Origin of the sequence: Burkholderia sp. Ac-20365 (assembly GCF_017104715.1) — a bacterium.
GTDB lineage: Bacteria > Pseudomonadota > Gammaproteobacteria > Burkholderiales > Burkholderiaceae > Paraburkholderia.
Map to the genome: position 1 here is coordinate 118996 of NZ_JAAGPI010000006.1, position 26686 is coordinate 145681.

Annotated in this window: 23 protein-coding genes; 12 read left to right on the top strand and 11 right to left on the bottom strand. The window is 63.8% G+C overall.

What is annotated here, in order from left to right; all coding sequences use genetic code 11:
* The 10 genes from tssI to G3O01_RS13485 all read left to right on the top strand — a co-directional run bounded on the left by tssI (window position 1) and on the right by G3O01_RS13485 (window position 14394).
* Complete coding sequence (gene tssI / locus G3O01_RS13440) at window positions 1–1989, top strand: type VI secretion system tip protein TssI/VgrG (RefSeq protein ID WP_205805365.1); 1989 nt, start codon at window positions 1–3, stop codon at window positions 1987–1989.
* 50 nt (window positions 1990–2039) lie between these two features.
* Entirely contained in the window at window positions 2040–3854 is a 1815-nt protein-coding gene (gene tagH / locus G3O01_RS13445; RefSeq protein WP_205805367.1) for a type VI secretion system-associated FHA domain protein TagH, read from the top strand.
* A 45-nt stretch (window positions 3855–3899) separates the two neighbouring features.
* Window positions 3900–5234, top strand: a complete 1335-nt coding sequence (gene tssK, locus G3O01_RS13450; RefSeq protein ID WP_205805368.1) for a type VI secretion system baseplate subunit TssK — start codon at window positions 3900–3902, stop codon at window positions 5232–5234.
* A gap of 23 nt (window positions 5235–5257) precedes the next feature.
* Entirely contained in the window at window positions 5258–6547 is a 1290-nt protein-coding gene (locus G3O01_RS13455; protein ID WP_205805370.1) for a DotU family type VI secretion system protein, read from the top strand.
* A 43-nt stretch (window positions 6548–6590) separates the two neighbouring features.
* Entirely contained in the window at window positions 6591–10118 is a 3528-nt protein-coding gene (gene tssM / locus G3O01_RS13460; RefSeq protein WP_205805373.1) for a type VI secretion system membrane subunit TssM, read from the top strand.
* Window positions 10115–10858, top strand: a complete 744-nt coding sequence (tagF, locus tag G3O01_RS13465; protein ID WP_205805375.1) for a type VI secretion system-associated protein TagF — start codon at window positions 10115–10117, stop codon at window positions 10856–10858. Before tssM ends, tagF begins: the two co-directional genes overlap by 4 nt.
* 57 nt (window positions 10859–10915) lie before the next feature.
* A complete protein-coding gene (locus G3O01_RS13470; RefSeq protein WP_205805377.1) occupies window positions 10916–11509 on the top strand; it encodes an OmpA family protein in 594 nt (197 codons plus the stop codon).
* A 24-nt stretch (window positions 11510–11533) separates the two neighbouring features.
* The gene (locus tag G3O01_RS13475; protein ID WP_205805378.1) at window positions 11534–12451 is read left to right on the top strand and encodes a hypothetical protein; all 918 of its coding nucleotides are present in this window, start codon (window positions 11534–11536) and stop codon (window positions 12449–12451) included.
* A gap of 165 nt (window positions 12452–12616) precedes the next feature.
* Window positions 12617–13558: a Ku protein gene (locus G3O01_RS13480; RefSeq protein ID WP_205805380.1), complete on the top strand. Its 942-nt coding sequence runs from the start codon at window positions 12617–12619 to the stop codon at window positions 13556–13558.
* Window positions 13555–14394, top strand: coding sequence for a tetratricopeptide repeat protein (locus tag G3O01_RS13485; protein WP_346779180.1), 840 nt, complete (start codon window positions 13555–13557; stop codon window positions 14392–14394). The genes G3O01_RS13480 and G3O01_RS13485 overlap by 4 nt, the downstream gene beginning before the upstream one ends.
* 8 nt (window positions 14395–14402) lie before the next feature.
* Here G3O01_RS13485 and flhC read toward each other — a convergent pair whose 3' ends face one another.
* The 5 genes from flhC to G3O01_RS13510 form a co-directional block, all read right to left on the bottom strand.
* The gene (gene flhC, locus G3O01_RS13490) at window positions 14403–14999 is read right to left on the bottom strand and encodes a flagellar transcriptional regulator FlhC (RefSeq protein ID WP_205805382.1); all 597 of its coding nucleotides are present in this window, start codon (window positions 14997–14999) and stop codon (window positions 14403–14405) included.
* Between the two features lie 11 nt (window positions 15000–15010).
* Entirely contained in the window at window positions 15011–15328 is a 318-nt protein-coding gene (flhD, locus tag G3O01_RS13495; RefSeq protein ID WP_205805384.1) for a flagellar transcriptional regulator FlhD, read from the bottom strand.
* 301 nt (window positions 15329–15629) lie between these two features.
* Window positions 15630–16886: a glycosyltransferase family 1 protein gene (locus tag G3O01_RS13500; protein ID WP_205805386.1), complete on the bottom strand. Its 1257-nt coding sequence runs from the start codon at window positions 16884–16886 to the stop codon at window positions 15630–15632.
* A gap of 180 nt (window positions 16887–17066) precedes the next feature.
* Window positions 17067–17855, bottom strand: a complete 789-nt coding sequence (locus G3O01_RS13505; RefSeq protein ID WP_205805388.1) for a hypothetical protein — start codon at window positions 17853–17855, stop codon at window positions 17067–17069.
* Window positions 17852–18043, bottom strand: coding sequence for a hypothetical protein (locus G3O01_RS13510; protein WP_205805390.1), 192 nt, complete (start codon window positions 18041–18043; stop codon window positions 17852–17854). Before G3O01_RS13510 ends, G3O01_RS13505 begins: the two co-directional genes overlap by 4 nt.
* 253 nt (window positions 18044–18296) lie before the next feature.
* Between G3O01_RS13510 and G3O01_RS13515 the strand changes: the two genes are divergently transcribed.
* Together G3O01_RS13515 and G3O01_RS13520 are read left to right on the top strand one after the other, a co-directional pair.
* On the top strand, window positions 18297–19241 hold the full coding sequence (locus G3O01_RS13515) for a metallophosphoesterase (protein ID WP_205805392.1): 945 nt from the start codon (window positions 18297–18299) through the stop codon (window positions 19239–19241).
* A 35-nt stretch (window positions 19242–19276) separates the two neighbouring features.
* On the top strand, window positions 19277–19624 hold the full coding sequence (locus G3O01_RS13520; protein ID WP_205805393.1) for a cupredoxin family copper-binding protein: 348 nt from the start codon (window positions 19277–19279) through the stop codon (window positions 19622–19624).
* Window positions 19625–19732: 108 nt separating this feature from the next.
* Here the strand turns inward: G3O01_RS13520 and G3O01_RS13525 are convergent, their stop codons facing one another.
* From G3O01_RS13525 to G3O01_RS13550, 6 genes are all read right to left on the bottom strand, one after another.
* Window positions 19733–21223 (bottom strand): DUF308 domain-containing protein, encoded by a 1491-nt coding sequence (locus tag G3O01_RS13525; RefSeq protein ID WP_241023923.1) that lies wholly within the window; start codon window positions 21221–21223, stop codon window positions 19733–19735.
* Window positions 21224–21538: 315 nt separating this feature from the next.
* The gene (locus G3O01_RS13530) at window positions 21539–22537 is read right to left on the bottom strand and encodes a transketolase family protein (protein ID WP_205805396.1); all 999 of its coding nucleotides are present in this window, start codon (window positions 22535–22537) and stop codon (window positions 21539–21541) included.
* Window positions 22534–23379 (bottom strand): transketolase, encoded by an 846-nt coding sequence (locus G3O01_RS13535; protein ID WP_205805398.1) that lies wholly within the window; start codon window positions 23377–23379, stop codon window positions 22534–22536. The genes G3O01_RS13530 and G3O01_RS13535 overlap by 4 nt, the downstream gene beginning before the upstream one ends.
* Before the next feature lie 36 nt (window positions 23380–23415).
* Entirely contained in the window at window positions 23416–24744 is a 1329-nt protein-coding gene (locus G3O01_RS13540) for an MFS transporter (protein ID WP_205805400.1), read from the bottom strand.
* 77 nt (window positions 24745–24821) lie between these two features.
* Window positions 24822–25571, bottom strand: a complete 750-nt coding sequence (locus G3O01_RS13545; RefSeq protein ID WP_205805402.1) for a glucose 1-dehydrogenase — start codon at window positions 25569–25571, stop codon at window positions 24822–24824.
* A gap of 93 nt (window positions 25572–25664) precedes the next feature.
* Entirely contained in the window at window positions 25665–26549 is an 885-nt protein-coding gene (locus G3O01_RS13550) for a LysR substrate-binding domain-containing protein (RefSeq protein WP_205805404.1), read from the bottom strand.
* Window positions 26550–26686 lie beyond the last annotated feature (137 nt).

The window sequence follows — 26686 nt, forward strand, 5'->3', positions numbered from 1 at the left end:
ATGACCAGCCAGGACACCTCCCGACACGTCACCGTCAGTTGCGCGCCTGCCGGCAGCGACCTGCTGTTCCTGCGCCTGACGGGCCATGAGGAACTGGGCCGGTTGAGCGAGTTTCATCTGGATGTGCTCAGCACGAGCAACGACCTGAAGCCGGGCGATCTGCTCGGCCAGGACATCTCCGTGGCGATCGACTTGCCGTCCGACGGCGAGCGGCAGATCAACGGCATCGTGACCGCCTTTCGTCTGCTCGCGCCCGGCGACAAGACCCGCAGCCGCATGGCCCGCTACGAGGCGATAGTGCGGCCGAGGCTCTGGCTGCTCACGCGTGCGTCGCACTGCCGGTTCTTTCACGAGATGACGGTGCCCGACATCATCGCGAAAGTGCTGCAGGACTACGACGTCGACATGAGCAACAAATGCTCGGCAACCTATTCGACGCTGGAGCATTGCGCGCAGTATCGCGAGACCGATTTCGCGTTCGTCAGCCGCCTGATGGAGCACGAAGGCATCTACTACTACGTCGAGCATAAAGGCGGCAAGCATACGCTCGTGATGACCGATTCCGCGGACGTCCACACGTCGATCCCTCACTACGCGACCATTTCGTACGACGGCTGGTACGAACCGGTGCAGGAGAAGGAATGCGTGTATCAATGGTCGTCGGGTGCGGAACTGCAGACGGGCAAGTACGAAGTCAACGAATACGACTTCGAGAAGCCGTCGTCGAGCAACCAGCAGGGCCTGCTGTCGCGGGCGACGAGGCCGAAAGTGTACGACCCGCCGGTGTACACGATGCAGGAGCATCTGAGCGGCCATATCGAGTCGAGCGACGGCGACCGTTACGCGAAGGTCGGCGTGGAAATACGCCAGGCGCGCAACGATAGCATCAGCGGACGCACCAGCGCACGCGGCGTGTGGCCGGGCGGACTCTTCAAGCTGCAGGAACACGCGTGCGATGCGCAGAACCACGACTATCTTGTGACAAGCGCCGACTACGAAATCAACTCGGACACCTATCTGTCGACGTACAACGACAACCCTGCGCTGCCGTTCTTCGATTGCAGCTTCACGGTGCTGCGCAAGGAGAACCAGTTCCGCGCCGAACGCATCACGCCGCGCCCCGTCGTGGCGGGACCGCAGACCGCGATGGTGGTCGGCCCCGACGGCGACGAGATCCTGACCGACAAGTATGGCCGCATCAAGGTGCAGTTTCACTGGGAGCAGTTCGCGCCGCCGTCCGATAGCAGCGAACGGATGAAGCGCTGCTGGGTGCGCGTGTCGCACAGCTGGGCGGGCAAGCGCTGGGGCACGTTCTTCATTCCGCGCATCGGTCAGGAAGTGCTGGTCGATTTCATCGAAGGCGATCCGGACCGGCCCCTCGTGACGGGCTGCGTATACAACGCCAACACGATGCCGCCCTACGACCTGCCGGCGAATTCCGCGCTCTCGACGCTCAAGAGCAATTCGACCAAAGGCGGTGGCGGCTTCAACGAAATGCGTTTCGACGACACGAAGGGCAGCGAGCAACTGTTCTTTCACGCGGAAAAAGACCATGAAACGTGGATCAAGAACGACACGCTGGCCAACGTCGGCAACGACCGGCATCTGAAAGTCACGGGCAACGAATTCATCGCGGTGACGGGCGCGCGGCACGATGCCGTGACGGGCGACCGCAACGCAAAAGTAGACGGCAACGATTCGTTGAACGTCAGCCAGAAGCTGCAGGAAAAAGTCGGCATGGACTACGCGCTCGATGCGGGCATGAACGTGCATATCAAGGCGGGCATGAACGTCGTGATCGAAGCGGGTGTGAGTATCACCCTCAAGGCAGGCGGCGCTTTCATCGTGGTCGGGCCAGCGAGCGTCGCGGTGTCCGGGACGCCGATCCTGTTGAATTCGGGTGGCTCGGCGGGCTCCGGCAGCGGCTCGTCGCCGACCGCGCCGACCGCGCCAAAAGACGCCGACGATGGCACGAAGAAGCTTAAATGACGACGCTCACATCATGACGCGATGCTTGGCCGTTGGGGCCGGGGAGACAAGTGGACGATCTGATTCTTTCGTTGCGCGTCGCGCGCTTCAATGACGAGCCGGTCGCGGAGCCGATCGCGGTCGAGTTCGGCCCGGCGGGCGGCACGATTGGCCGCGCGACGGATTGCACGCTGGTGTTGCCCGACCAGCAGCGCGCGATTTCGCGCGTGCATGCGCGCATCGAATTCCGCGGCGGCGAGTATCTGTTGTGCGATCTCGGCAGCAACCCCAGCGTGCTCAACCAGCGCGCGCTGGGCGGCACGCGCGAGGCGCGGCTCGCGAACGGTGACCGGCTGCTGATAGGCACCTACCTGCTCGAAGTGACGATTGCCGCGTGCGTGGCGGGAGCGCGCAGCGTGACGGGCCTGGCTGATCCGCTGGCGTCCGTGAAGGTGCTCGACGGACCGTTGCCTGCCGACGCGCAGGGCGACCCGTTTGGTCTCGGCGCACTCGATCCGCTGGGGCAGCCCGCGTTCGGCGAACGCGCGCCGATTGCGTCGGGGCCGCGCTACACGGGTTCGGAAAGCGATCATGTCGCGCCGGAGTTTCAGGCGTTCTCGGCGCCTGTTGCCACACCGCCTGCTCCCACGCCTGCGGCGCCCGTCGTGCCGGGTCCGGCGACGGGTTCGTCTGGCGGGATCCCCGCTGATTACGACCCGCTCGCCGATGTGCTCGCGCAATGGGAAGCGCCGTCGCAACCTGGCGGCATGCCGACGGCAGCAGCGCATACGTCGCCGCTCTTTGCGCCGCCGCCGTCTGCGGCATCGCCTGCGCCGCACGTTGCGCCTGCGCCTTTAATCGCACCGCAGAGCGCTGCGCCAGCAGGCGGGCCCACCGGCTTGCCGGCCAGCCTGCTCGACAGCCCCGGCGCTGGCGCGGCCACACCGTTCGACGATCTGCTTGCGCCGGTAGCGGGCACACCTCTTCCGGAAGACCTCACCGAGATCGCGCCTGCTTCTTCGTTGCCGGATGCGGCGGCGCGGAAGCCTGCTGTGCCCGTTCCCGCGCCTGCGTCGGTAGAGCCAGCCGTGCAGCATGCTGCGTTCACGCAACGTGAGCGTGAGGCACCGCGCGCTGCGAGTGTCGCGTCTGCTGTTGCTTCCGCAGTTGTTTCCGATGCCGCATCACCCCCCGCTCACACCGCCGCGCCGTCTGCCCGGCCGGCCCCATCCGAGCCCGCGCTGCCGCGCAGCCCGACTTCGCATGGCGATGCGTTCGCGGCGCTGCTCGAAGGGCTGGGCCTGGACCCCACGCGCGCGCCCAACCTGCCGCCTGAGGAACTCGCGCGACTGGTCGGCATGATGCTGCGTGAGGCGTTGCGCGGCACGATGGCGGTGCTGCGCGCGCGTTCGATGACGCGGCGCGAAGCGCGCCTCGACGTCACGCTGATCGTTGCGCGTGACAACAATCCCCTGAAATTTTTCCCCGATGTCGACAGCGCGCTGGCGCAGATGCTGACGGGCCGCGGCGCGGGTTATCTGCCGCCCGCCGAAGCGCTCGAGCGGGCGTTCGCCGATATCGAGTCCCACGAACTGGCGGTGATCGTCGGCATGCGGGCGGCGCTGGCGGAAGTGCTCAGCCGTTTTGATCCCGCCAGTATCGAAGCCCAGTTGAAAGAGGGCGGCGTCATGGAGAAGGTGTTGTCGAACCGCAAGGCGAAGCTGTGGGACCTGTTCGTCGACAGACAGGCGGATGTCGCGCGGGAAGCGGAGGACGATTTTCAGCGACTGTTCGGCAAGGCGTTCAACGACGCCTACGAAGCGCAGATCGACGCGCTGCACGCCGCGCGCAAAAGCGGCAAGACGGACCCGACTGGCCATCACTGACCCGCTTCTCACCACGAGAAGACCACTCGAAAGATACGAGAAAAAATGTCCTGGAACAGCAAAGTCATCTGGTCGGAGGGAATGTTCCTGCAGCCGCAGCATCTGCAGCAGCACGACCGCTATCTGCAGACCCAGCTGGAAACGCGGGCTGCCGGCTTGCGTCCGTATAGCTGGGGGCTGACGGCGCTCGAAATCGACGAGCAGCTGCTCAAGCTCGGCAAGCTCGCGCTCCTGTCGTGCGCGGGCGTGATGCCCGACGGCACGCCCTTCAATTTGCCCGCCGACGACGATCTTCCCGAACCGCTCGATATTCCCGAAGGCACGCGCAACACGCTGGTCGCGCTGGCGCTCCCCGTGCGTCGTCCGGGTATTGCGGAGACAGGCAACGAAGCCAGCGGAGAAAACTTCGCCCGGCATCGCGTGACCGAACTGGAGGTTGGCGACAGCAACGATCCGAATGCCGCCCCGGCGCTGATGCAGATCGGCAAGCTGCGCGTGCGGCTCGCACTCGAACCGGACGTTGCGAATGCGTATGCGGTGCTCGGCATCGCGCGCGTCGTCGAGCGGCTGCCCGACAACCGCGTCGTGCTCGAGAACGACTATAGCCCGCCGTGTCTGGATTACCGCGTCGGGCGGCGTCTCGCGGCGTTCGTCGACGATCTTGTCGGCCTGCTGCACCAGCGCGGCGAGGCGCTCGCCGCGCGCCTCGCGCAGCCCGGCGTGACAGGCGTCGCGGAAGTCTCGGACTTCCTGCTGCTGCAGATCATCAACCGCCACGAGCCGCTTGCTGCGCACCTGTCGACGATGACGGGGCTGCACCCGGAAGCGCTGTTCCAGATCTCGGTGCAGCTGGCGGGAGAACTCGCCACGTTCAGCCAGACAACCAAGCGTCCGCCGGTGTATCCCGTGTACCGGCACGACCGGCTGCGGGAAACCTTCGCACCGGTGATCGACGACCTGCGCGCGTCGCTCAGCATGGTGATGGACCCGCACGCGGTGCCGATCCCGCTCGAAGAGCGCAAGTTCGGTTTGCGCGTCGCGCTCGTGCCGGACAAGAACCTGTTCGCTTCAGCGACTTTCGTGCTGGCCGTGCGCGCGCAGATGCCGGCCGAGCACATCCTGACTGGCTTCGCGCCGCAGGTGAAGATTGGACCGATCGAGCGTATTCGCGATCTCGTGAATCTGCAGTTGCCCGGTATCGGGCTGCGCGCGCTGCCCGTCGCGCCACGCCAGTTGCCGTTTCATGCGGGGTTCACGTATTTCGAGCTCGATCGCGGCAACGATTTGTGGAAGCAGTTCGCGACGTCCGCCGGTATGGCGTTGCACGTCGCGGGCGATTTCCCGGGCCTGGCGATGGAGTTTTGGGCCATTCGCCGCTGACGCATTGATCGAGGACACTCATCGTGACTCCTGACGAACCTCGTGGTCCGCTCGACGACCCTGGCGCGACGATCCTGATTCCAACGCCGGGCGGCGCGCGTGCCGCTTTTGTCGCAGCCGCGGCGACCGCGGCGCCGATTCCGCCGCAGACGGGCGGCCTCAATCCGCTGCTGCGCGCGGCCAATCCGCTGCTCGAACTGGCGGTGCCGCTGCGCCAGTTGCCAACCCATCCGAACGTCGAAGAGCTGCGCACGCAACTCATCCAGATGATGCGCACGTTCGAGACGCAGGGGCGCGCGAACGGCATCGACGACGAGAAGCTCGGCGCGTCGCGCTACTGCCTGTGCACGTTTCTCGACGAGGCGATTGCGAGCACGCCGTGGGGCGCGGGGATGTGGGCGAGCCGCAGCCTGCTCGTGACGTTTCATAACGAGGCGTCGGGTGGTGAGCGCTTCTTCCTGATCCTGCAGCGGCTTGCGCAGAACCCCGCCGGTAATGCCGATGTGCTCGAACTGATCTACGTGATTCTCGGGCTGGGTTTCGAGGGCCGCTACCGGTTGATCGACGGCGGCCGTACGCAGCTGGACACGATCCGCGAGCGGCTCGAAACGATGATCCGCTCGCAACGGGGCGCGACTGAACGCGATCTGTCGGTGCACTGGCTGCCGGTGAAGACGGAGCGCAAGCCGCTCTTGCAACTGGTGCCGCTGTGGGTCGCCGCGGCGATCGCCTGCGTGCTGCTGGTCGCCGTGCATCTGGTGCTGAGCCTGCGCCTGAACGACGAGTCCGATCGTGTGTTCGCGGCCTTGCATGGCATACGCGTTGCACCGCAGCCGCTCGCCGCGAAAAAAGCCGCACCGCCGCCGCCGCTCGCGCCAAAGCTGTCGCAGTTCCTCGCGCCGGAAATCGCCCAGGGCCTCGTGACGGTCGCCGAACTGCCGGACCGCACGGTCGTCGAGATCAAAGGCGATGGGCTGTTCGCGTCGGGCAGCACGGAAGTCGAATCGGGTTATATCCCGTTGATCCAGCGTATCGGCGATGCGCTCAAGGACGTGCCGGGCCATGTCGTCGTCGCCGGGCATACGGACAACCAGCGGCTGCTGTCGGCACGCTTCCCGTCGAACTGGCATCTGTCGCAGGCACGCGCCGATGTCGTGAGAGACATGCTCGCCGCACGCACCGGCACGCCGAATCGTTTCGAAGCCGAAGGCCGTGGCGACACCGAGCCGATCGCGCCGAATGACTCGCCGGCGAATCGCGCGAAGAACCGTCGCGTCGATATCACCATCCTCGCGCCGGGGGCGTCATCGTGAATCCGCACGCGCTTCGTGCGCCACACCTTGAAGGTGGTTGCCCATGAAACTGCTTGGCTGGCTCAGACGGCCGATCGTGCTGTCGTTTCTCGGTGTGTTGGCGCTGGCGGTGATCGTCTGGATCGAAGGGCCGCTGCTCGCGTTCGCGGGCAAGGCGCCGCTCGAAACGGCCATGAGCCGCTGGATCCTGATCGTCGTGCTGTTCGCGTTGTGGGTGCTCTACTGGGGCGTGCGCTGGCTGATCGTGCGGCTCGCGAACGTGAAGTTTACGCGCGTGGTCGCGGAAGAGGCGCCGCAGCCGGGCAGGAAAGAATCGGAAGCCGATGTCGCCGCGCTGAAGCAGCGTTTCGACGAAGCGATGACGATCCTGCGCAAGGCGCGTGTCAAGGGGCGCTTTGGCAGCCAGTACGTCTATCAGTTGCCGTGGTACATGTTCGTCGGCGCGCCCGGCACCGGCAAGACGACGGCACTGCTGCATTCGGGCCTCAAGTTTCCGCTCGCCGAGCGGCTGGGCAAGCAGGCGGTGGGCGGCGTCGGCGGCACGCGCAATTGCGACTGGTGGTTCACCGACGACGCCGTGCTGCTCGACACAGCGGGCCGCTTCACCACGCAGGACAGCTTTGCCGAAGCCGATCAGGCCGCATGGGGCGGCTTTCTGCAGCTGTTGCGCAAGTACCGGCCGCGGCGGCCGTTGAATGGGGTGATCGTCGCGCTGTCGGTGCAGGATCTGCTGCAGTTGTCCGACACGCAGCGCGCTGTCCAGGCCGGCGCGGTGCGTGAACGGCTCAAGGAGTTGTACACGCGCCTCGGCATGCGCTTTCCCGTCTATGTCGTCGTGACGAAATGCGATCTGCTGGCGGGCTTTGCGGAGTTCTTCGACGACCTCGGCCGCGACGAGCGAGAACAGGTGTGGGGCGTGACGTTCCCGTATGTCGCGCAGGGCGGCCCCGACGAAGCGCTCGCGTCCTTCCGCGGCGAGTTTGCTGCGCTGGAGAAACAGTTGCAGGCCCGCGTGCTGCATCGCATGCAGCAGGAGACGGACACGCGCCGGCGTGCGCTCGTGTACGGTTTTCCGCAGCAGTTCGCCGGCCTCGAAAGCATGCTCACGGGCTTTTTGCAGGAGACCTTCAGCACGTCACGCTTCGATGAAGCGGCGCTGCTGCGAGGCGTCTATTTCACGAGCGGAACGCAGGAAGGCCGGCCGATCGACCGCGTCATGAGCGCGGTCGCGGCGGCGCTCGGCTTGCAGCGTCAGGTCGTGCTGCCGGACCCGGCCAGCGGGCGTGCGTACTTCATCACGCGGCTGATGCGCGACGTGATTTTTCAGGAAGCAGGGCTGGCCGGCACCAACCCGAAACTGGAACTTCGCCGCAAATGGCTGCAGCGCATCGCGCTCGGGCTGGTTGGCATCGCGGTCGTGCTCGCGCTGGTGCTGTTCTTCATCAGCTATCAACGCAATCGCGCGTATGTCGCCAGTGTCGAGCAGCATGTGAGCGAACTCCAGAAGCTCGCGCAGACCACCCGTGCGGGCGACGATCCGCTCACGCTGCTGCCCTTGCTCAATGCGGCGCGCGACCTGCCGGGCGGCTACGCGGATCGCAACAGGCCCGTGCCGTGGCTCTCGCGCCTCGGGCTATATCAGGGCGACAAGCTGGGCCTCGAAGCGCAGGCGAGCTACCGGCGTCTGCTGAAGCAGACCCTGCTGCCGCTCGTCGTGCGCCGGATGGAAGAAGAGTTGCGGCGCGGCGACGCGAACAATCCCGACTTTCAGTACGAGGTATTGCGCGCGTACCTGATGCTCGGCGATCCGGCGCACTTCGACGCCGATTCCGTGCGGCTGTGGGCCGATATCGACTGGCGGCGCGGGCCGCTGCACGATGCCAGCGACGATCAGCGCAACGATATCGACGGGCATCTCGCGGCGCTGTTCCAGCCCTCGCAGTTCGACGCGTCGCTGCCGCTCGACAAGGATCTGATCGCGCAGGCGCGCACGACGCTTGCCAGGATGCCGCTCGCGCAACGCATGTTCAATCGCGTCGCGCGCGATCTCGAACAGGCGAAGCTGCCGCCGTTCAGCGTCGCGGCCGCGGCCGGGCGCAACGCGGCGCTGGTGCTGGTCAGAAAGAGCGGCGCGCCGCTGACGCGCGGGGTTTCCGGCGCTTACACGCGGGCGGGCTTTCAGAAGTTCGGCCAGTTGCGCGACGAGGCGGTGATCGACGTTGCGCGGGACAACTGGGTGCTCGGTCGTGAGGAATCCGTGCTGACGCCGAATGCGATCGAGGATCTGAAAGCGGCGATGACGCAGCTGTACTACGACGAGTACATCAGACAGTGGGATGCGCTGCTGGCGGATATCGCCGTGGTGCCGTTCGATGGCGTGGAGAAGGGCGCGCGCGTGGCGAACGTGCTCGCCGCGCCCGATTCGCCGTTGAAGGCATTGATGCTCGCTGCGTCGCAGGAAACCACGCTCGGCTCGGTGAAGACGGGCGGCTCGCTGGCCGAACAGGGCGTCGGCGCGTTGAGCAACAAGCTCGACGCGGTGAAGAAGCGGCTCGAAAACGCGCTCGGCAACCAGCCTGACGATACCGCGCCGCCGCCCGCGCAGGTCAATCCCGTCGATGCGCATTTTCAGGCGCTGCATGATCTTGCAGGCAAGCCGGGTGCGGCGGGTCCCGTGCCGCTCGATACGCAACTCGCGGCGCTCAAGGACGCGGCGTCCTATCTCGAGGCGTCCGACGCCGCGCGCAAGCAGGGATTGCCCGCGCCGCCGGGCGACGCGCTGAACAAGCTGAAACAGGTCGCGCAAGGCGCGCCCGCGCCGCTCGCGGCCGTGGCCGACGACATCGCGAACGGCGGCGCGATGCTGATGGTCGGCGGCGAGCGCGCGCGTCTGAATGCGTTGTGGCAGGCCAATGTCGCGCAGCTATGCCGGCAGGCGCTCGACGGCCGCTATCCGCTCGTGCGCGGCTCCAGCCGCGACGCAGCACCGGATGACTTTGGGCGGATCCTCGGACCAGGCGGGTTGATCGACGACTTCTTCCAGAAGAACCTGGCCACACTCGTCGATATGTCGGGGCCGCAATGGCGCTGGCGCACCGGGGCCGATTCGCTCGGTATTCCGTCAGACGTGCTGGTGCAGTTCCAGCGGGCCGCGCAGATCAGGGATGCGTTTTTCCGCGCGGGCGGGCGCGACGTGTCGGTGCGCTTCACGCTCAAGGTGCTCGATATCGATCCCGCGATCGACCATGCCACCATCGATATCGACGGGCAGCAATTTGTGGCCGCCCATGTCGATCAGTCGATGGTGTTTCAGTGGCCGAGCGGCAAAGGCACGGGACAGGCGCACGTCGATTTCGACCCATCGGGCGATTCCGCGCGGGCAGATGGGCCGTGGGCGCTGCTGCGTCTGATGGACAACGCCCGCTTGCAGCCGACCGCGCAAGCGGACCGGTTCAAGGTGAACTTCGAATCGGACGGACACCCGCTCGTGCTTCAGCTTGACGCGAGCAGCGTGACGAATCCGTTCCGTCGCGGCGGCTTCGAGCAGTTCCGCTGTCCAGACCGGCTATGAGCGCGTTCGCCGCAGCAGGGCCAGGCTTTTTCGGCAAGGTGCGCACGCATGGGGACTTCGTGACGCGGCGCCTGCCGGCGGATTTCGTTACGCCGTGGGACGCGTGTCTGCAGCAAGGGATGCTGTTCGCGCAGCGATGGTTCGACGCACAGTGGCTGCCGGTTTACCTGAATGCGCCCGTCTGGTGTTTTGCGCTCGGCGCGGACGTATGCGGCGAATCGGCGTGGGCGGGTGTGCTGATGCCGGGTGTCGACCGGGTGGGACGCTATTTTCCGTTCACGCTCGCCGCGCCGCTCGCCTTCGACGAGTTCGCGAACTGGCTAGGCGGCGCGCAGGCCTGGTACGACGAGGCCACGCGGCGCGCGCTATCGACCCTCGAGCCGGACTTCGTGCTGGAGCGTTTCGATGCGGAACTCGATGCATGGGGGCCGTTGACGGCGGGACGGCTGCCGACACCTACGGCTGCGTGGCGGCTGCATCCGGCGGACGAGGCGGAAGGGGAGAACACCGTGAGCGTAGCGGATGCAGATGCGGAACCGGCCGACGACGCGCCCGAGCGCTTCTCCGCCTTGCTTGTGCGCTACGCGGCGCGAGGATCGGGCGTGTGGTGGACGCAAGGGTCGGGCGCGGTGCCCGCGTCGATGCTGGCAGGCCCAGGCTTGCCGGATGGCGAGCGTTTTGTCGGGCTGCTCGACAAAACGCGCAGCGGCTGGCGGTCGGTCGTCGAATTACGGGTGTGAGAACCGCTCGAAGATCCGAAGCGGCAGACAGTGTAGGCATTGATCGGAGGTCGGGGTATGTCTGGCTCAATCGTTTCGTTTCTGAAGAGACAGCCGGCGCGCGGGGCATGGTGGATCGCGCTGTGTGTGATGGCATGCGCGGGCGTCGCGCGCGCTGAGGACCCAGTGGTCAAGGAGCAGGACATCGACGAAAACTCGGTGACCAAAGCGCTCACGCCCGACGATAACGGCGACAACATCGTCACGCGCGGCTTTGTGCTGTCGAAGCCCGGCGCAGCGCAGGCGAAACCGGCTGCCCCGGCCAAACCGGCTTCGTTGCAGATGCTGATCACGTTCACGACCAATTCGTCGACGCTCACCGACAGCGCGCAAGCCGCGCTCGACAAGGTCGCCCACGCGCTGCAATCGGAACGGCTCGCGGCGTATCGCTTCCGTGTCGAAGGGCACGCGGACCCGCGCGGCTCGGACGACGCCAACATGAAGTTATCGCAGGACCGCGCTGCCGCCGTCGTCGCCTATCTGACGCAAAAGGATGGCATCGCGCCCGAGCGTTTGACGTCGGTCGGCAAGGGCTCGTCGGAGCCGCTGAACAGGCGTAATCCGACCGCGCCGGAAAACCGTCGCGTGACGATCGTCACGGTGACCAACTAGGCACAGGCGCCCGTGCTGGCGGTGATGAAAATCTCCTGCACACATGGCATCCGCGTCACGGCGGCGTGCGCGCTCTCGTTGTCAGCGGCTTGGGCCGTCGACGACGCGTTTGCGCAGACAGGTACCGCGCGGCTCGAAACGCAGAGCGAGCATATCGACGTGCGGCGCATTCCGCTCGGACAGCTCGATGCGTCACTGCCGGGCGACGCCAGGCTCGCGCTCTTTGCAATTGCCGATCGCCCGGGACTCTATGTGCTGCAGGCGCCGAGTCTGGCCGAGCAGGGCGCGATGTTTTCGCGGGTCGTTGCGTTGTTCGAGCGCCGCGACATGCCGCACGATCATATCGTGACGATGGCGGCAATCGCGGCTCACGCGCGGCGCTTCGGCGCGGACCCGGCGGGACTGACGGCGGGCAACAATTTCAGCTCGGTCGAACTTGCGCACTTCTTCGACGTGGCTCGGCTGCAGCGTCTGGAACTGACGCCGGGCGAACGTACGCTGCAGCGTGTGGTCGTGCAAATCGGGTTGATCGCGCAGCGTAACGGAAGCTGGCAGGCGCGCAGCACGCATGATTTTCTGATCACGATTCCGGGGCTCGGGCCTGCGCCTGGCGGCGAGACGATCGACGTGCCCGTGCGGGCGGCGATCCTCAGTCATGAACTGGGTCACTGGCAATATTTTTCGAACGATGCGTACGCGCATGCATGCCGCACATTCTGGTGGCATGAACTCAGCTACGCGGAACGCGCCGAGCTGACGCGGCAGCTCGAGGGCATGGGCTACGATCCGGGCGACCGGATCATCATCGACGAGATGCAGGCGTATTTGCTGCATACGCCCGCGCGTTATATGCCGCTTGTGGATGCGCCCGGTCCGGCCGGCGTCGATATCGCGAGGGTTCGCGGCAGGCTGCAGAAGACAGTAAGCGAGGCGAGCCGCTGACAGGCCGGGGCGATCGATGCCCGGTGACGGGCGCCGCCGCGCAGCCGTTGGCATCTTCGATCAGGCGTCTACAATGGGTTGAGCGGTTCAGACTGCCGACCATCGCCCAAGCGGTGGCACGTGCCTTGCACGGGCTCTGGACGCGCTATCCGTCAGGAGAAATCCATGGCCGCCCGCTCAATCGCCTCGCTGTCCCTTTCTTTCGGGCTCGTTTCCATCCCCGTGAAGCTCTACGCGGCGACCGAGAGTTCTTCCGATGTGCGGTTTCATCTGCTCGCGCCCGACGGCTCGCGCGTCAAGCAGCAGTACGTGTCCGAGAAAACCGGCGCGGTCGTCGAACGTTCCAGCATGAACAAGGGCTACGAGTTCGAGCGGGACCGGTTCGTCGTGTTCACCCCCGACGAACTGAAAGCGCTGGAGGATAGCGCGAGTCACGTCGTGGAAATCATGGCGTTCATTCCGGAAAAATCGGTCGACCCGGTCTTCTACGACAAGGCGTATTACATCGCGCCGGACAAGCGCGGCGGAAAACCATATAGCCTGCTGCAGCAGGCGCTTGCCGAAAGCGGCCGCTGCGCACTGGCGAAATGGGCGTTCCGGGGCAGGACGAGGATCGTCCAGGTGCGGCCCGAAGAAGGTGGGCTCGTGTTCCAGCAACTGCTCTACGCGGATGAGGTTCGTTCACTAGGCGACCTGCATATCGAGCACGTGGAGATATCCGCTAGCGAGCTGAAGCTCGCCCTTCAGATCATCGAGCAGGGCACGGAAGACAACTACGATCCCGCAGCCTACGTGGACGAGGAAAAGCAGCGCATTCTCGCCGCCATCGACAAGAAGATCGAAGGCAAGCAGATCGTCGCGAATGAGCCTGCAGAGGCGACCGACGGCGGCGGGCAGGTCATCGATCTGATGGAAGCATTGCGCGCGAGTCTGAAGGGCGCGAAGCCAAAGGCGGCGGTGGCCGCACCCGCCGCACCCGCCGCGCCGAAGCGCAAGAGCGCGGAGCCTGTCGCCGGCCTTCCCGTGGCGCCGCGCACGCGCAAGCCGGCAACGCGTGCCGCGAAAGCGCCCGCTGAAACACCGGCGAAGGTCCGGGCGCGCAAGTGACGTCGAACGTCCCGGCACGCGAAGTGTCGATGCGCGAGTTGCAAGGCATGCTTGGCGTGTCGCGCAGCGTGCTCTCGGGCCTGGTCGCAGCGGGTTTCGTGACACCGGCGCGCGGACCTCGCAACGCCTATCGCTTCACGTTCCAGGACGCCGTTCTGCTGCGCACGGCGCTGCAGTTGCGGGCTGCGCGGATACCGCCGCGCAAGATCATCGCGGCGCTCTCGCGACTCAGAGAGGCGCTGCCCGACGAGTTGCCGCTCACGGGTATTCGCGTATCGGCGGTCGGCAACGACGTGGCTGTGCGGACCGGGCCGTCGCAGTGGGACGCAGTGACTGGTCAACTGCTGCTGGACTTCGAAGTCGCGGAAATCAAGGGCGATGTCGTATTCCTCGACACTGCACCGGCACGGCGCCATGGCGATCGACAGGCGGAGGAATGGTACGACCTCGGGGAGCAGCTCCGGTCATCCGACGTCAACGGGGCGGAGCAGGCGTACCGGAATGCGATCGAACTATCGCCGCGACCTTACTATGCGGCGTACGTGGATCTGGGTGCGCTTCTATGCGAACTCGACGCGCGCTGCAATGACGCGCTGCGCGTATTCGACGAAGCGCTCGTTCATTTTCCGGACGATGCCGTGCTGCACTTCAACCGTGCGATCGCGTTCGAAGAACTGGGCCGGTTCGACGACGCCGAGCAAAGCTATCAACGTTGTCTGGAACTGGATCCGGCCTACGCGGACGCGCATCACAATCTGGCTATCCTGCTCGAGAAACGCGGCGATCCGCAGGGTCTGCTCAGACATCTGAACGCCTATCGGCGGCTCACGACCTGATCTACGCTTCAGGCCGCCAGCGGGCGCCGTTCTGTTTCATCATCGGTTGCACGCTGCTGGCGCTCGGCCGACGCATCGCGCTCGCTCGCGGCCTTCTTCGTCTTGCCCGCGCGCGACGGCGGCTGACAGGCGCCACACACGAAGTTCGACTGAGGGTCGTGCATATGCCCGACGAACATGCCCTTGCAGCGGCAGCACGACGTGCGCTGCAGCAACTCCGCCTCGAAGAAGCGCACGAGCGTCCATGCGCGCGTCAGGCTCACGACCACTTCGAGCTGATGGCTCTCGCAATGTCCGACGTACAGCCGGTACGCCTTGGTCAACGAGTCGAGGCGCGAACAGTCCGTCTGGTCCCGGAAGAACAGATACATGTTGTAGAACAGCGATGAATGGATGTTGGGCATCCACGTCATGTACCAGTCCGCCGAAAACGGCAGCATGCCCTTCGGCGGCGACGTCCCTTTCACTTCGCGATAGAGACGGATCATGCGGTCGCGCGAAAGCGTCAGCTCCGATTCGAGCAGCTGCATCCGGGCGCCGAGTTCGATCAACTCGATCGCACGATAGACTTCATGGGCGTCTTCGCTGATAGTTTTGCGGAGCATGGTCGCTGTCCTCACGCAAACTGTTCTGCTGGCTGGCCCGCCAGCAGGATGGCAATGTGGCTGGCCGCCACATCCACGTGCGTCGCCGGTTGCGCGAGCGCGGACAACGACACGTGGTCGTTGAACCGGAATGCGCACAGAAGCTGGTTCGATCCGGCGAGCTTCATGATCTGCGCGAGCGTGAGGCTCGCCAGGATCGTGGCGATCTCGGACGAAACGCCGAGCCGGAACGCGGCGACGGATTTGTCCTCGAGCAACATGCGTTGCGCAAGAATCAGGTACGAAAGATTGATCTCACGGATCGAGTCAAGCAATTCACTGCTATGCATGGTTTCCCGCTTTGCCGAAAACCCCGATGGTCATGCCGGCATTTTGCCGTGCAGTCTTTTTACTTCCCGGGCCTGTGTCGATTGTCCGGTGCACGTCTTGATACATAAGTAACGTTTAGTTACATATTGGGCGTAAGCATAGGTTCGACCGATAGTCATGGCAAGCGCGCCGATAAGCGCTTTCCTTTCACAATCTACCAAAGGGGTAAAAAGGTACCGGCGGCCCGGTGAAAACGCCGGCCGCGAACCGGCAATCGGCAGCAGGACAGGGGCGAAGAGACGGCGAACTCAACGCCCCGGTTTATGCGTGGGCAATATCTGGAGTTTGTTCAGGCCGCGACGACACAGCGCGCATCAGGCTGTCGGCGCAGAGTCCCGTCAACGCATCGACCGTCGTGGCCGCGCTTTGCAACCATCCAAAACTGTCGAGATGGCGGCGCATCGACGGTTGCAGCGCCTCACGGCGGGGTTCGTCGATTGCCAGCAGCTCCAGCATCCCGCGCCGGATCGCGTCGAGGTCCTTCGGGTCGTCGACATAGAGCGCCATGTCGCCGGCCGCCTCGGGCACGGAGCTAACCCGGCTCGCCAGCACTGGCGTGTCGCATGCATACGCTTCCAGAGGCGGAATGCCGAACCCTTCGTAGAGCGGCAGGAAGACGAGCCCTTGCGCGCCGCTATAGAAGGCGGCCATGTCGTCGTCCTGCACGTAGCCGCGCGGTCGCAGGATCCGTATGCCTTTTGCCTGCGCCTGCCCGATGCGCGCCTGCGTCTCGCCTTTGTCCCAGCCGTTGGCGCCGATCAACACGAGCGAGTATTGCTGCCGAACGGGCTCCGGCAGCAGCGAGAAGGCATCGATCACCCGGGCCAGGTTTTTTCGAGGCTCGAGCGTGCCGACTGCAAGCAGATAGTTTTCGCAGGTAATCCCGTAACGTTCACGCACGCTTCTCGACGTCGCATGATCGATCCGCCGATACACATGTCTATCCACGGCTGGCGGCGCAATGCGGATACGCGAAGGCTCGATGCCGAAGTGATGCAGGAGGCGTTGCTTTGTGTATTCCGATATCGTGATGATCGCGCCCGCCTGTTTGACGGAGCGCGGCAGCGCGTAGTCCAGCAGCCTCGCATTGCCCGCTTCCACGCAGTCCGGCACTTCCAGATGCGCGAGATCATGAATCACGACGGCCGACGCGCGGGACCGCATGGGCAGCATCGTGTAAGCCGGAAAGAAATACGCTCCTCTGGGCAGGATCGAATCGATCGATAGCGGCAGCCGCCGCTTCAGGATCTGATGCGCTGCGTTCTTCGCCAGCGAACCTAACGGCGTGACGCCACCGCAATGACGAAAACCGGCGAGCAAACCGGGCCGGTCACAGTGTTTGCGCGGCACCAGTAACGAATACGAAAATTGCCGCGTGGCGGCGAGCCGATCGATGCCACGAACGATCTCCAGCGTGTACCGGCCGATTCCCGTCGTACATTCGCCCAACATGGTCCGGGCGTCGATAACGATATGCGGCTTCGACGCAGCCGGATTCGCCAAACGGTTCTTGTTCAAAAAGAGCGTTCCGTCTTATAGCGCCAGTTCGATGGCTTTTATGATGGAAGAGAGGCTGACGAACCTCGTCGTGTAGTTGGCCGAGTATAAGAGTTGCGGCCAGCAGGAAGGCTTTGGGTGCATTACTTCAACTTACTCCGGCGCGGTCGAACTCGCGTGTCGTCGTGACGGTTCACACGTTCAGCGAATCTTCGCCAGTCGACGTCGTTCAAATCCGTTGCGCACCTGGCCGGCGACGAAGGCGCCGACGATCAGAAGCAGGTACAACGCAACGAGGTTGTGACGCCAGGATTCGAGCGCGAATTGATGCGTGACCAGCTTCGGATCGGGCGCGCGGAACAGGACGTTCTTTGCCTCGACGGCTCGCATCATCTGGATAAAGCCTGCCGCCGACAGCAGCGGCAACAGCGCGGCAAACGCCAGCAACGCGGGTCTCATGCGCGCTGCCAAAGGATAGTGGCGCAACCGGAACCATAGTCCGAGGCACCCATGTATCCAGCCCGGTGCGAGCAGCGCGAGTTGCAGGCCCTGCGTTCCGCTCGTGAGCAGCATGATGACCACTCGCTCATAGTTCGGCTCGAAGCCGTAGAGCGTGGAGGCGAGCCGGGTGGTCACCGCGTGGCGCATGAGCAGCAGCGGCAGGCTGAGGCCGGCCCACAGCCGGATCCATTCGGCGAGCGGCAACGTCCACTGGCGGCGCCGGTAGATCGTGTGCAACGCAAGCGAGAAATGCAGCGATGCCGCGCCATACAGCGCGACTGTGCCTGGCGTGCTCCGCCAGAGTCGCAGCGCGATCAGAAGACCGCGCCCGGCAAGTTCCAGCGACCCGATACCAAGGGCATGGTTGACGAGATGCAGAAAGAGATAAGTCAGCAGCACCACGCCCGAGCCGAACTGAAGCCGGCGTAGCACGCCTTGCAGCGAAGCCTCGATGCGCCGGTATGGCGCGGCTATCGCCGTGCTTTTCATTTCAGACTCCGGCGTGTGTTGTGCGGCGTGCGCGGGGCATTCTGCTTTACAGCGTGCTGACACAGCGCTTCGGCAAATCGCTGCAATGCCGACATCGATCCGCATACGCTCTGATATTCCTCCCGGCCGATCTTGCCATCGAGGATGACTGTCAATCCCGACTCACGGGCCATGTCGACGATGTTCATTTCAATTCCCCATTTCGTGTGTCCTGCCTGCAAGACGTTGCTTGCGCATCAGTTATTCCCTGGCGCAACCCGGGCAGATGAGACGGGGCAGTGGGTTCATTACGGGCATGCGCGGCCGCAGTAGCGCCGAACAGGAAGCGCCGGCGATGCGGAATAAAAACAACGACGCGCTGGTATAGCGCCTGAACCCCACTGCGGTAGTCCACCTGATTGCCCGGCGGCCTACCTTCTGAACTCCACTCGAGAGGACATCATGTCGTCAGATATTCCTTCCAATCCGTCGCGACGTAACGCGTTGAAATGCCTCGCCTTCGGTGGCGCAGGCACCCTGTTCATGCTGTCCGGCGGCGTGCTCGCGCCAATGGAGCTCGCCTCCGCCGCCAGCATGGCTGACAAGTCGGCGTCCTCGGGCGTTCCGCTGTTCCTGCAGATCAGCGACACGCATATCGGCTTCAACAAGGAAGCCAATCCGGATGTCGCGGGCACGCTCAAGCAGACGATCGACTTCGTCAACGCGATGCCCGTCAAACCGGCGCTGACGATCCACACGGGCGATATCACGCATCTCTCGAAAGCTTCGGAGTTCGACCTCGCAGGCCAGTTGCTGTCGGGACTGAACATCACCGAACTGCACACGGTGCCTGGAGAACATGACGTGACGGACGGACCGGGCACGGAGTACTTCAAGCGCTTCGGCGCGGCCTCGGACAACAAGGGCTACTACAGCTTCGATCACAACGGCGTGCACTTCGTCGGCCTCGTCAACGTGATGCATTTCAAGCCCAACGGCCTGGGTGGCCTCGGCGACGAACAGCTCGAGTGGCTGGAAAACGATCTGAAGGGACGCTCGTCGAGCACGCCGATTGTGGTGTTCGCGCACATGCCGATGTGGACGATCTACGAACCCTGGGGATGGGGCACGGGCGATTCGGGCAGGGCGATGGATTACCTGAAACGGTTCGGCTCGGTCACGGTGCTGAATGGCCACATCCACCAGATCGTGTCCAAGGTGGAAGGGAATATCACTTTCCATACCGCGCGTTCGACCGCCTATCCGCAACCGACGGCCGGCAACGGTCCGGGACCCATGCCGCTGAAGGTGCCCGGCGACCAGCTGGCAAAGATGCTGGGCGTGACCAGCATCAAGATCTCGCAGCATCCGCTCAAGGCAACGCTTTCCGACACGACGCTCGTCTGATCGCAGACGTCATTCATCTACAAGGGATTTTCATCATGCCATCCAACATCCTCAAACGCGCTTGTGCCGTCTCCATCGGACGATGGATTCTGATTGCGGCCTTGACGTCGGGGTTCAACGTCGCGCATGCGCAGGATGCCAATGCGGTCGTGATCAAGAATTTCATGTTCGAGCCGATGTCGCTCACGGTCAAGGCAGGCTCGACCGTGACCTGGAAAAACCTCGACGGGGAACCGCATACGGTGGTCAACGACGCCGGAGTTTTTCATTCCGCCGCGCTCGACGAGAACGACACGTATCAGTACAAGTTCGACAAACCGGGCGTCTACAAGGTCTTTTGCGGCATACACCCGAACATGAAAGCGACCATTACGGTGCAGTAGGACATGACGGAGACTTTGTTGCGGAAATGGCGGCTGCAGGGCGTTCGGGCTCCCTGCGGCGCGCGCCGCGAGCGACAGTGCGAGTGAGTACGATTGCGTCGGCCGATGCTAAGGGTGGCGCCATGCATCGGGTCTGTCGTCGGAACGGGCGGCAGCGTCCGGCTCGAATCCTTTTTCAGAACCCGGTTCCTGAGCCGTCGTAGCGCCCGTGTCGTAAATGTTCTGCGCGGCCGCCTGTTCGGCCCGCCAGCGCCGACGCGATTCATGCATCGTCTGCAGCGCGATGCGTGCCATCTTCACCCAGCCGGAGGGACGCGGATCGGCCAGCATGCTGAGCGCGCGTGCATAGTCCAGCGTGAGCCCGGGCGTCCATGCCATCGTTGCCGAGCGTTTTCTCACTTGTGCCGCGACCCAGAGTTCGGGTGTGGCCGCGACGCGCAGGAACGGCTTCCAGCCGCTGCCCTTTCCCCACGCACGAACCGATGCGCCCTCGATCGCCGCTTCCAGCGCCTTCGCGACCGTGCTCGAACAGTTGCGGTACGTGAGGTTATAGGTGGCATCGCGCCGGTACTCTGTCCAGAAGCGTTCGAGCCGTTCCGGGTCATAGTTGCGGATGCGGACCTGTCGCGTCGACGGGCACCATGCCGCCGATTCCGTCGCATAGTCCGGCTGAAACAGTCCGGGTACATCGTTGTCGCGCGTCGCGCGCAGGATCCGCGAGAACTCCTCGGGTGAGCGCTCGATTTCGACAGCGGGATACAGGCTGATGTAGATGCCCTCTGCTGTTTCGAGCGCGGCGTGCCCTGTCGAGATCGCGCCGTTCCTGTCGACCGCCGCAATGTAGCGGTCGACGATCGGCTGCCGCCGTGCTTCGGCTTTTGTCGTACCGGCAGGCGTCCATACGTGCACGGTCAATACGTGCTCGTGCGGTTCGGGCGGACCGTCGAATGAGACGGATGGTTGAGGCTTGTGTGCGACGGGCGAATCCGTCGACGTTGCGGTAGACGCGCGTCTGATGTCTTTGTCGTCGGCTACGGCGGGATTGACTGCCAGCCGCCGCACGCGCATCGCGAGCAGGATCATGTTCCAGCCGCCGAACAGCAGGCCGAACGCAACGCAGTACGCGACGGTGCCGGCATAGTGATCGGGGTAGGGCTGATAGAAGAAGATTGCGATTGCAACTTCCAGTACGCCGCCCGCTACGGCGACTTTCCATTTCCGGAAGCGGACCACTTTCGCCGCGATGATCTGCAACGTACCGTCGACGAGAAACAGCGTGCCGAAGATCATCGACAGAATAAAGTTGCCGTGTTCTCCGCCGACCAGCACAAGTCCCGCGGACAGAATGAACGTGATTCCTTTCACGTAGCGCAGGGTGCGCTGGCCGCCCATCCCTGTCCATGCGACGCACATCGTCGCGACGCCCTCGAGCAGGAGCAGCGCGGCAAACGGCATGATCGGGAACCACAGCGCGCCGTCGAGCGCATCGCAGAAGATCGTCAGGCCAAGCAAGACGCTCAGGCATCCGACCATCAGCAGTTCGCGCCAGCGGACGCGAAGATAGTCGACACCAAGAAGAATCATCACGAGCCGGACCATGATTGAATCCTCGCTGCACGTACCCGTTTGCCGACAGCCGGGGCGGGGTGGGTTGCGCAAGCGGCAAGCAATGCCGCGCGCCTGTAGCACAACGCATCATAGTGCGATTCTCGCGCTCGGGATGCAGGTTGTTTTGTGTGACGATACGCGGCGCGATTGATGTATCGTCCGGACTGTTTTTGATGACGTCTCGCCGGGCCGAGGCTCGGCTATCAGAGGCTGAAAACGGCCGCTTTCCGTTGGAAAAAGCGGCCGTTCGTAGCGGCGACTGTCGCGCAGGCAAGCTCGTTGCGCTTTATCCAGCAGCCTGACCGGTCACGCGAGCCATGTCTTGATCGAGGCGGCCATCGTGCCCGTGGAAATGCCATAGCGATCGTGCAGCGTTGGCAGCGCGCCGGCATCGAGGAACGCGTCGGGCAGCGCGATCTGCCGGAATGTCGGCGTGACGCCTGCGCCGAGCAGCGTGCTCGCCACCGCTTCGCCGAGCCCGCCGATCACCGTATGGTTTTCCGCGACGATCACCATACGGCCTGTGCGCTTCGCTTCACGCAGGATCGTCGCCGTATCGAGTGGCTTGATGGTCGGTACGTGCAGCACGCCGACGCCGATGTTGTCCGCCTCCAGCGCCTTCGCGACTTCGAGCGAGCGCATCGTCATGATCCCGGACGAGATCATCAGCACGTCGTTGCCGTCGCGCAGCAGCTTCGCTTTGCCGAGTTCGAACGTGTAGTCGTATTCGTCGAGCACGGCGGGCACGTTGCCGCGCAAGAGACGCGCGTAGACAGGGCCTTTGTGTGCGGCGATCGCGGGCACCATCTGTTCGATATCGAGCGCGTCGCACGGGTCGATTACCGTCATGTTCGGCATCGCGCGCATCAGTGCGAGATCTTCGGCGGCCTGATGGCTCGGACCGTAGCCTGTCGTGAGACCCGGCAGCGCGGCGACGATTTTCACGTCGAGGTTGTCTTCGGCGATCGTCTGATGGATGAAGTCATAGGCGCGGCGCGTGGCAAACACGGCATACGTCGTGACGAACGGCTGCGCGCCTTCATGCGCGAAACCGGCTGCTGCGCCCATCAGCAGTTGCTCGGCCATGCCCATCTGATAGTAACGGTCAGGAAATTCCTTTCCGAAGATATGCAGGTCGGTGTACTTGCCGAGGTCGGCTGTCATGCCGATCACGTTGCTCTTCATGCGCGCCAGTTCGCTGAGCGCGTGGCCGAACGGTGCAGAACGCGTGACCTGTCCTTCGCCTGCAATCGACGCGATCATCGCCGATGTCTTCAGACGCGGCTTCTTTTCAATGGTGCTCATGCCTGTCTCCCTGCTTCCAGTGCGTCGAGTGCGAGTTTCCACTCGTGTGCGTCGACGCGGATAAAGTGGTTCTTCTCGCGTTCTTCGAGGAACGGCACGCCGCAGCCCATCTTCGTATCGCACACGATGATGCGCGGCTGCGGCTTGTCATGGTTTCGGGCGTTATCGAATGCGCGCTTCACGGCTTCGATGTCGTTGCCGTTCACGCGCTGCGTGTACCAGCCGAACGCTTCCAGTTTTTCGACGAGCGGCTCGAAGGCCATGATCTGCGTCGACGGACCGTCGGCCTGCTGGTTGTTCACGTCGACCATCGCGATCAGGTTGTCGAGCTTCCAGTGCGCGGCCGACATCAGGCCTTCCCAGATCGCGCCTTCATCGAGTTCGCCGTCGGAGAAGAGCGTGTAGACGAAGGCGTCAGAGTTCTTGCGCTTGAGACCCAGACACCGGCCGACGGCAATGGTCAGCCCCTGTCCGAGCGAGCCGCCTGACATTTCCATACCGGGTGTATAGCTCGCCATACCGGACATCGGCAAACGGCTGTCGTCGCTGCCGTAGGTTTCGAGTTCTTCAGCGGGCAGGATGCCGGCTTCGAAGAGCGCGGCGTACAACGCAATGGCGTAATGACCATTCGACAGCAGGAAGCGGTCGCGGCCTTCCCATTCGGGGTCTTCCGGCTGATAGCGCATCGCGCCGAAGTACGCGACGGCCAGTACGTCGGCAATGTCGAGCGCCTGGCCGATATAGCCCTGGCCCTGTACTTCGCCCATCAGCAGCGCGTTCCTCCTGATCCGGTACGCATGCTCAGCGAGCGAGACGTTCTCGGTCATGATGTCGGTGTCCATGTAGTGCTCCTTTGATATCGAATGAATCCTGAAACCTCAGCGGTTGACGGATCTGGCCGGGACGAGGAATACGAGCGCGGCACCCAGCGTCACCGCTACGGAGATAAAGACGAGGCCCGCTGTCGACTTGCCTGTCAGGTCATTGAGCCAGCCGACGATGGCGGGTGAGAAGAAGCCCGCCAGATTGGCGAAACAGTTCACAGCCGCGATGCCCGCCGCGGCGGACACCCCGCCAAGCAGCGCCGTCGGCAGCGACCAGAACTGCGAAGACGAGGCGAGAATGCCGGCGGCGGCAATACTCAGGCAGATAATCGATGCCACGACGCTGCCCAGTGCAGGCAAGGTGGCGAAGCCCGCGGCGGCGATCAGCATGGGAATGGCAAGGTGGAAGCGGCGTTCGCGGTGGCGGTCCGCGCTCATGCCGATCAGCGGCAGCGCGACGATGGCGCACAGGTACGGAATCGCGGTAAAAATACCAATCCACAGCGGGTCCGATACACCCGATTTGCGGATGATGGTCGGCAGCCAGAAGGTCAGGCCATACTGGCCGAGCACGACGCAGAAGTAGATCGCAGCCATCAGCCACAGGCGGCGGTCGCCGATAAACGCTCTAATCGACAGGTGCGCGGTCTTGTGCGCGTTGTCCCCAGCGACATTGCGGGCGAGCAGGGCTTTTTCCGAGTCGGTGAGCCACTTTGCCTTTGCGATGCTGTCATCCAGATACAGCAGGATCGCGACGCCGAGCACCAGCGACGGCACGGCTTCGAGCAGGAACAGCCACTTCCATCCCGCCATCGACATCGCGCCTTGCAGCGAATGCATGATCCAGCCCGACAACGGACCGCCAATCATGCCGGCCAGTGGAATCGCCATGAAAAACAGCGACAGCGCTTTTGCCCGGCGCGCGGAGGGATACCAGTAGGTCAGGTAAAGGATCACGCCCGGCGCGAAGCCCGCTTCGGCGACGCCGAGCAGAAAGCGCAGCATGTAAAAGACAGCCGGCGATTTGACGAACACGAAGGAAGCGGAGATGACCGCCCACGTGAGCATGATCCGCGCAAGCCACTTGCGCGCGCCGACCTTGTGAAGGATGAGATTGCTCGGTACTTCGAAAAGAAAATAGCCGAGAAAGAAGATGCCTGCGCCCATTCCGTAAACCGTCTCGCTAAAGCGCAGATCGCTCAGCATCTGCAGTTTTGCGAAGCCGACGTTGACGCGATCGAGGTAGGCGCCCAGATAGCACAGCATCAGAAAGGGAATCAGTCGACGGCTGACCTTTGCATACGTCTTGGCCTCGAATGTCGACGAATCGTTGCGAGAGATCGTGTCGCCTGGAATGGGCGGCGCGGTGTACCTGGATTTCATGTGTGTCTCCTGCCATGGCCCCGGGTTGTCCCGGGTGCTAAAGAACAGACGCTGCGCGAATGTGGCGTGCGCCGTTGTCAGTGGATGAGCATGCCGCCGTTCACGTCGAGTGTGATGCCTGTCAGATAGGTCGAGAGGTCGCTGACCAGAAAGAGGCACGCGTTCGCGACATCGGCTGCGTCGCCGAGCCGTCCGAGCGGAATGCCCTTGATGATATCGGCGCGCATCTCGGGCGTCAGTTTGTCGCCGGTGATGTCGGTCTGGATCAGGCCCGGTGTGATGGAATTGACGCGTATGCGATTCGCGCCGAATTCACGCGCCATGGCTTTGGCAAGCCCGAGCACGCCCGCTTTGGCGGCGCTGTAATGAGGTCCGCCGAAGATACCGCCGCCGCGTTGCGCGGAAACGGACGACATGCAGACAATGCTGCCGCCGTTCTGGTCTTTCATCGCGGGAATCACGGCTTGCGACATATACAGCGTGCCGCGCAGGTTGACGTCGACGATCGCGTCGAAGTCCTTGCCGCCGATGTCGAGCGTGCGAACCGGTTGCGTGATTCCCGCGTTATTGATGAGGCCGTCGATGCGGCCGTATCGTTCGAGCGTTGCGCGCGCAGCGGCGACGCAGGCATCCTTGTCGGTCACGTCGCAGGCGAGGCCAAGATGTTCGTTGCCGAGACCGGCGGCGGCCGCCTGCGCATCTTCCTTGCGCAGATCGAGGATCGCGATTCGCGCGCCCTGCGCGGCCAGCGCCTTCGCGGTCGCCTTGCCGATACCTCGCGGCGATGCCGCGCCCGTCACCACGATGATCTTGTCGTCGAGCAACATTGCTTGTCTCCTGAGTGTTGATGAGTGCCTGTAGTGTCGGTGTACAGGGCAACGCCATCAACGCGGAAACGCTCAACAATGGCTGAGAAAAATTCAGGTGGGCGCCGCTTCCCGCTCGATCCATGCAAGGAAGCGCTGGATACGCGGTAACCCGGCATTTTGTATCGGGTAAACCAGATGATGCGCGCCGACTTCGACCGAATACGTCTCGTCGAAAACGGGCACAAGCAGGCCATCGCGGATTTTCACGGACGCCAGCGTGAGGCTTTCGAGCGCGATGCCGAGGCCAAGCGCGGCGGTTTCGATCGACATGTATGAGCGGTCGAACGAAAAGTCGAATGTCTTCTGTTTGGCGGATACACCCGTCCGACCGAACCATTGTTTCCACTGGACGAGCGGCGTTTCCGAATAGATCAGCCGATGCGCGAGCAGATCTTCCGGCGTCTCGACGGGATGCCGCGCCAGATACGCTGGCGAAGCGAGCGGCGCGATGAATTCGCCCCGCACCGTCTTGACTTCCAGGTTGTCCCAGTTGCCGTAGCCATGCCGGATGTCGATGTCGTAATAGCCGTTCGAGAACGAGACGTTTTCATAGGAACACGCGAGATTGAGCTGGAGATCGCCATTCGCTTCCTGAAACGAAGAAAGCCTCGGCAGCAGCCACATGAGTCCGAAGCTCGGGCTCGAATGCACCCGCAGGATGTCAACCTCGGTGCGGCTCGACGCGCGCTCGGTTGCGCGGCTCAGATCGGCGAGCGAGCCCGTCACGTCGGAAAGATAGCGCTCGCCGGTCGGCGTCAGCACGAGGCCGCGCCCCGAGCGCTGGAACAGCGGCTGGCCGATGATCGACTCGAGATTGCTCAACTGATGGCTCACTGCCGAAGCCGTCAGGCCGAGTTCTTCCGCCGCGCGGTTGACGCTTTTGGTTCGGGCGACACTCTCGAACGCGATGATGGACTTGAGCGGTGGAATACGCATCGTGGAATTTTTTCTCGCTGCAGTTGGATGAAACCGCTTTGTCTGCGCGTGATTTGCGCTGCCGTCCGGTGGACGGCTTGATGCGCCGCACAACTGAGCCGCACAACTGAGCCGCACAACTGAGCCGCACAACTGAG

Excerpts from the sequence above, each read along its gene's own strand:
- tssK (WP_205805368.1), top strand. The coding sequence starts at position 3,900 with ATGTCCTGGAACAGCAAAGTCATCTGGTCGGAGGGAATGTTCCTGCAG.
- G3O01_RS13530 (WP_205805396.1), bottom strand. The coding sequence starts at position 22,537 with ATGAGCACCATTGAAAAGAAGCCGCGTCTGAAGACATCGGCGATGATC.
- G3O01_RS13515 (WP_205805392.1), top strand. The coding sequence starts at position 18,297 with ATGTCGTCAGATATTCCTTCCAATCCGTCGCGACGTAACGCGTTGAAA.
- G3O01_RS13520 (WP_205805393.1), top strand. The coding sequence starts at position 19,277 with ATGCCATCCAACATCCTCAAACGCGCTTGTGCCGTCTCCATCGGACGA.
- tssI (WP_205805365.1), top strand. The coding sequence starts at position 1 with ATGACCAGCCAGGACACCTCCCGACACGTCACCGTCAGTTGCGCGCCT.
- G3O01_RS13550 (WP_205805404.1), bottom strand. The coding sequence starts at position 26,549 with ATGCGTATTCCACCGCTCAAGTCCATCATCGCGTTCGAGAGTGTCGCC.
- tagF (WP_205805375.1), top strand. The coding sequence starts at position 10,115 with ATGAGCGCGTTCGCCGCAGCAGGGCCAGGCTTTTTCGGCAAGGTGCGC.
- G3O01_RS13480 (WP_205805380.1), top strand. The coding sequence starts at position 12,617 with ATGGCCGCCCGCTCAATCGCCTCGCTGTCCCTTTCTTTCGGGCTCGTT.
- G3O01_RS13535 (WP_205805398.1), bottom strand. The coding sequence starts at position 23,379 with ATGGACACCGACATCATGACCGAGAACGTCTCGCTCGCTGAGCATGCG.
- G3O01_RS13505 (WP_205805388.1), bottom strand. The coding sequence starts at position 17,855 with ATGAAAAGCACGGCGATAGCCGCGCCATACCGGCGCATCGAGGCTTCG.
- flhC (WP_205805382.1), bottom strand. The coding sequence starts at position 14,999 with ATGCTCCGCAAAACTATCAGCGAAGACGCCCATGAAGTCTATCGTGCG.
- G3O01_RS13525 (WP_241023923.1), bottom strand. The coding sequence starts at position 21,223 with ATGGTCCGGCTCGTGATGATTCTTCTTGGTGTCGACTATCTTCGCGTC.
- G3O01_RS13540 (WP_205805400.1), bottom strand. The coding sequence starts at position 24,744 with ATGAAATCCAGGTACACCGCGCCGCCCATTCCAGGCGACACGATCTCT.
- flhD (WP_205805384.1), bottom strand. The coding sequence starts at position 15,328 with ATGCATAGCAGTGAATTGCTTGACTCGATCCGTGAGATCAATCTTTCG.
- G3O01_RS13475 (WP_205805378.1), top strand. The coding sequence starts at position 11,534 with ATGAAAATCTCCTGCACACATGGCATCCGCGTCACGGCGGCGTGCGCG.
- G3O01_RS13545 (WP_205805402.1), bottom strand. The coding sequence starts at position 25,571 with ATGTTGCTCGACGACAAGATCATCGTGGTGACGGGCGCGGCATCGCCG.
- tssM (WP_205805373.1), top strand. The coding sequence starts at position 6,591 with ATGAAACTGCTTGGCTGGCTCAGACGGCCGATCGTGCTGTCGTTTCTC.
- G3O01_RS13470 (WP_205805377.1), top strand. The coding sequence starts at position 10,916 with ATGTCTGGCTCAATCGTTTCGTTTCTGAAGAGACAGCCGGCGCGCGGG.
- G3O01_RS13510 (WP_205805390.1), bottom strand. The coding sequence starts at position 18,043 with ATGAACATCGTCGACATGGCCCGTGAGTCGGGATTGACAGTCATCCTC.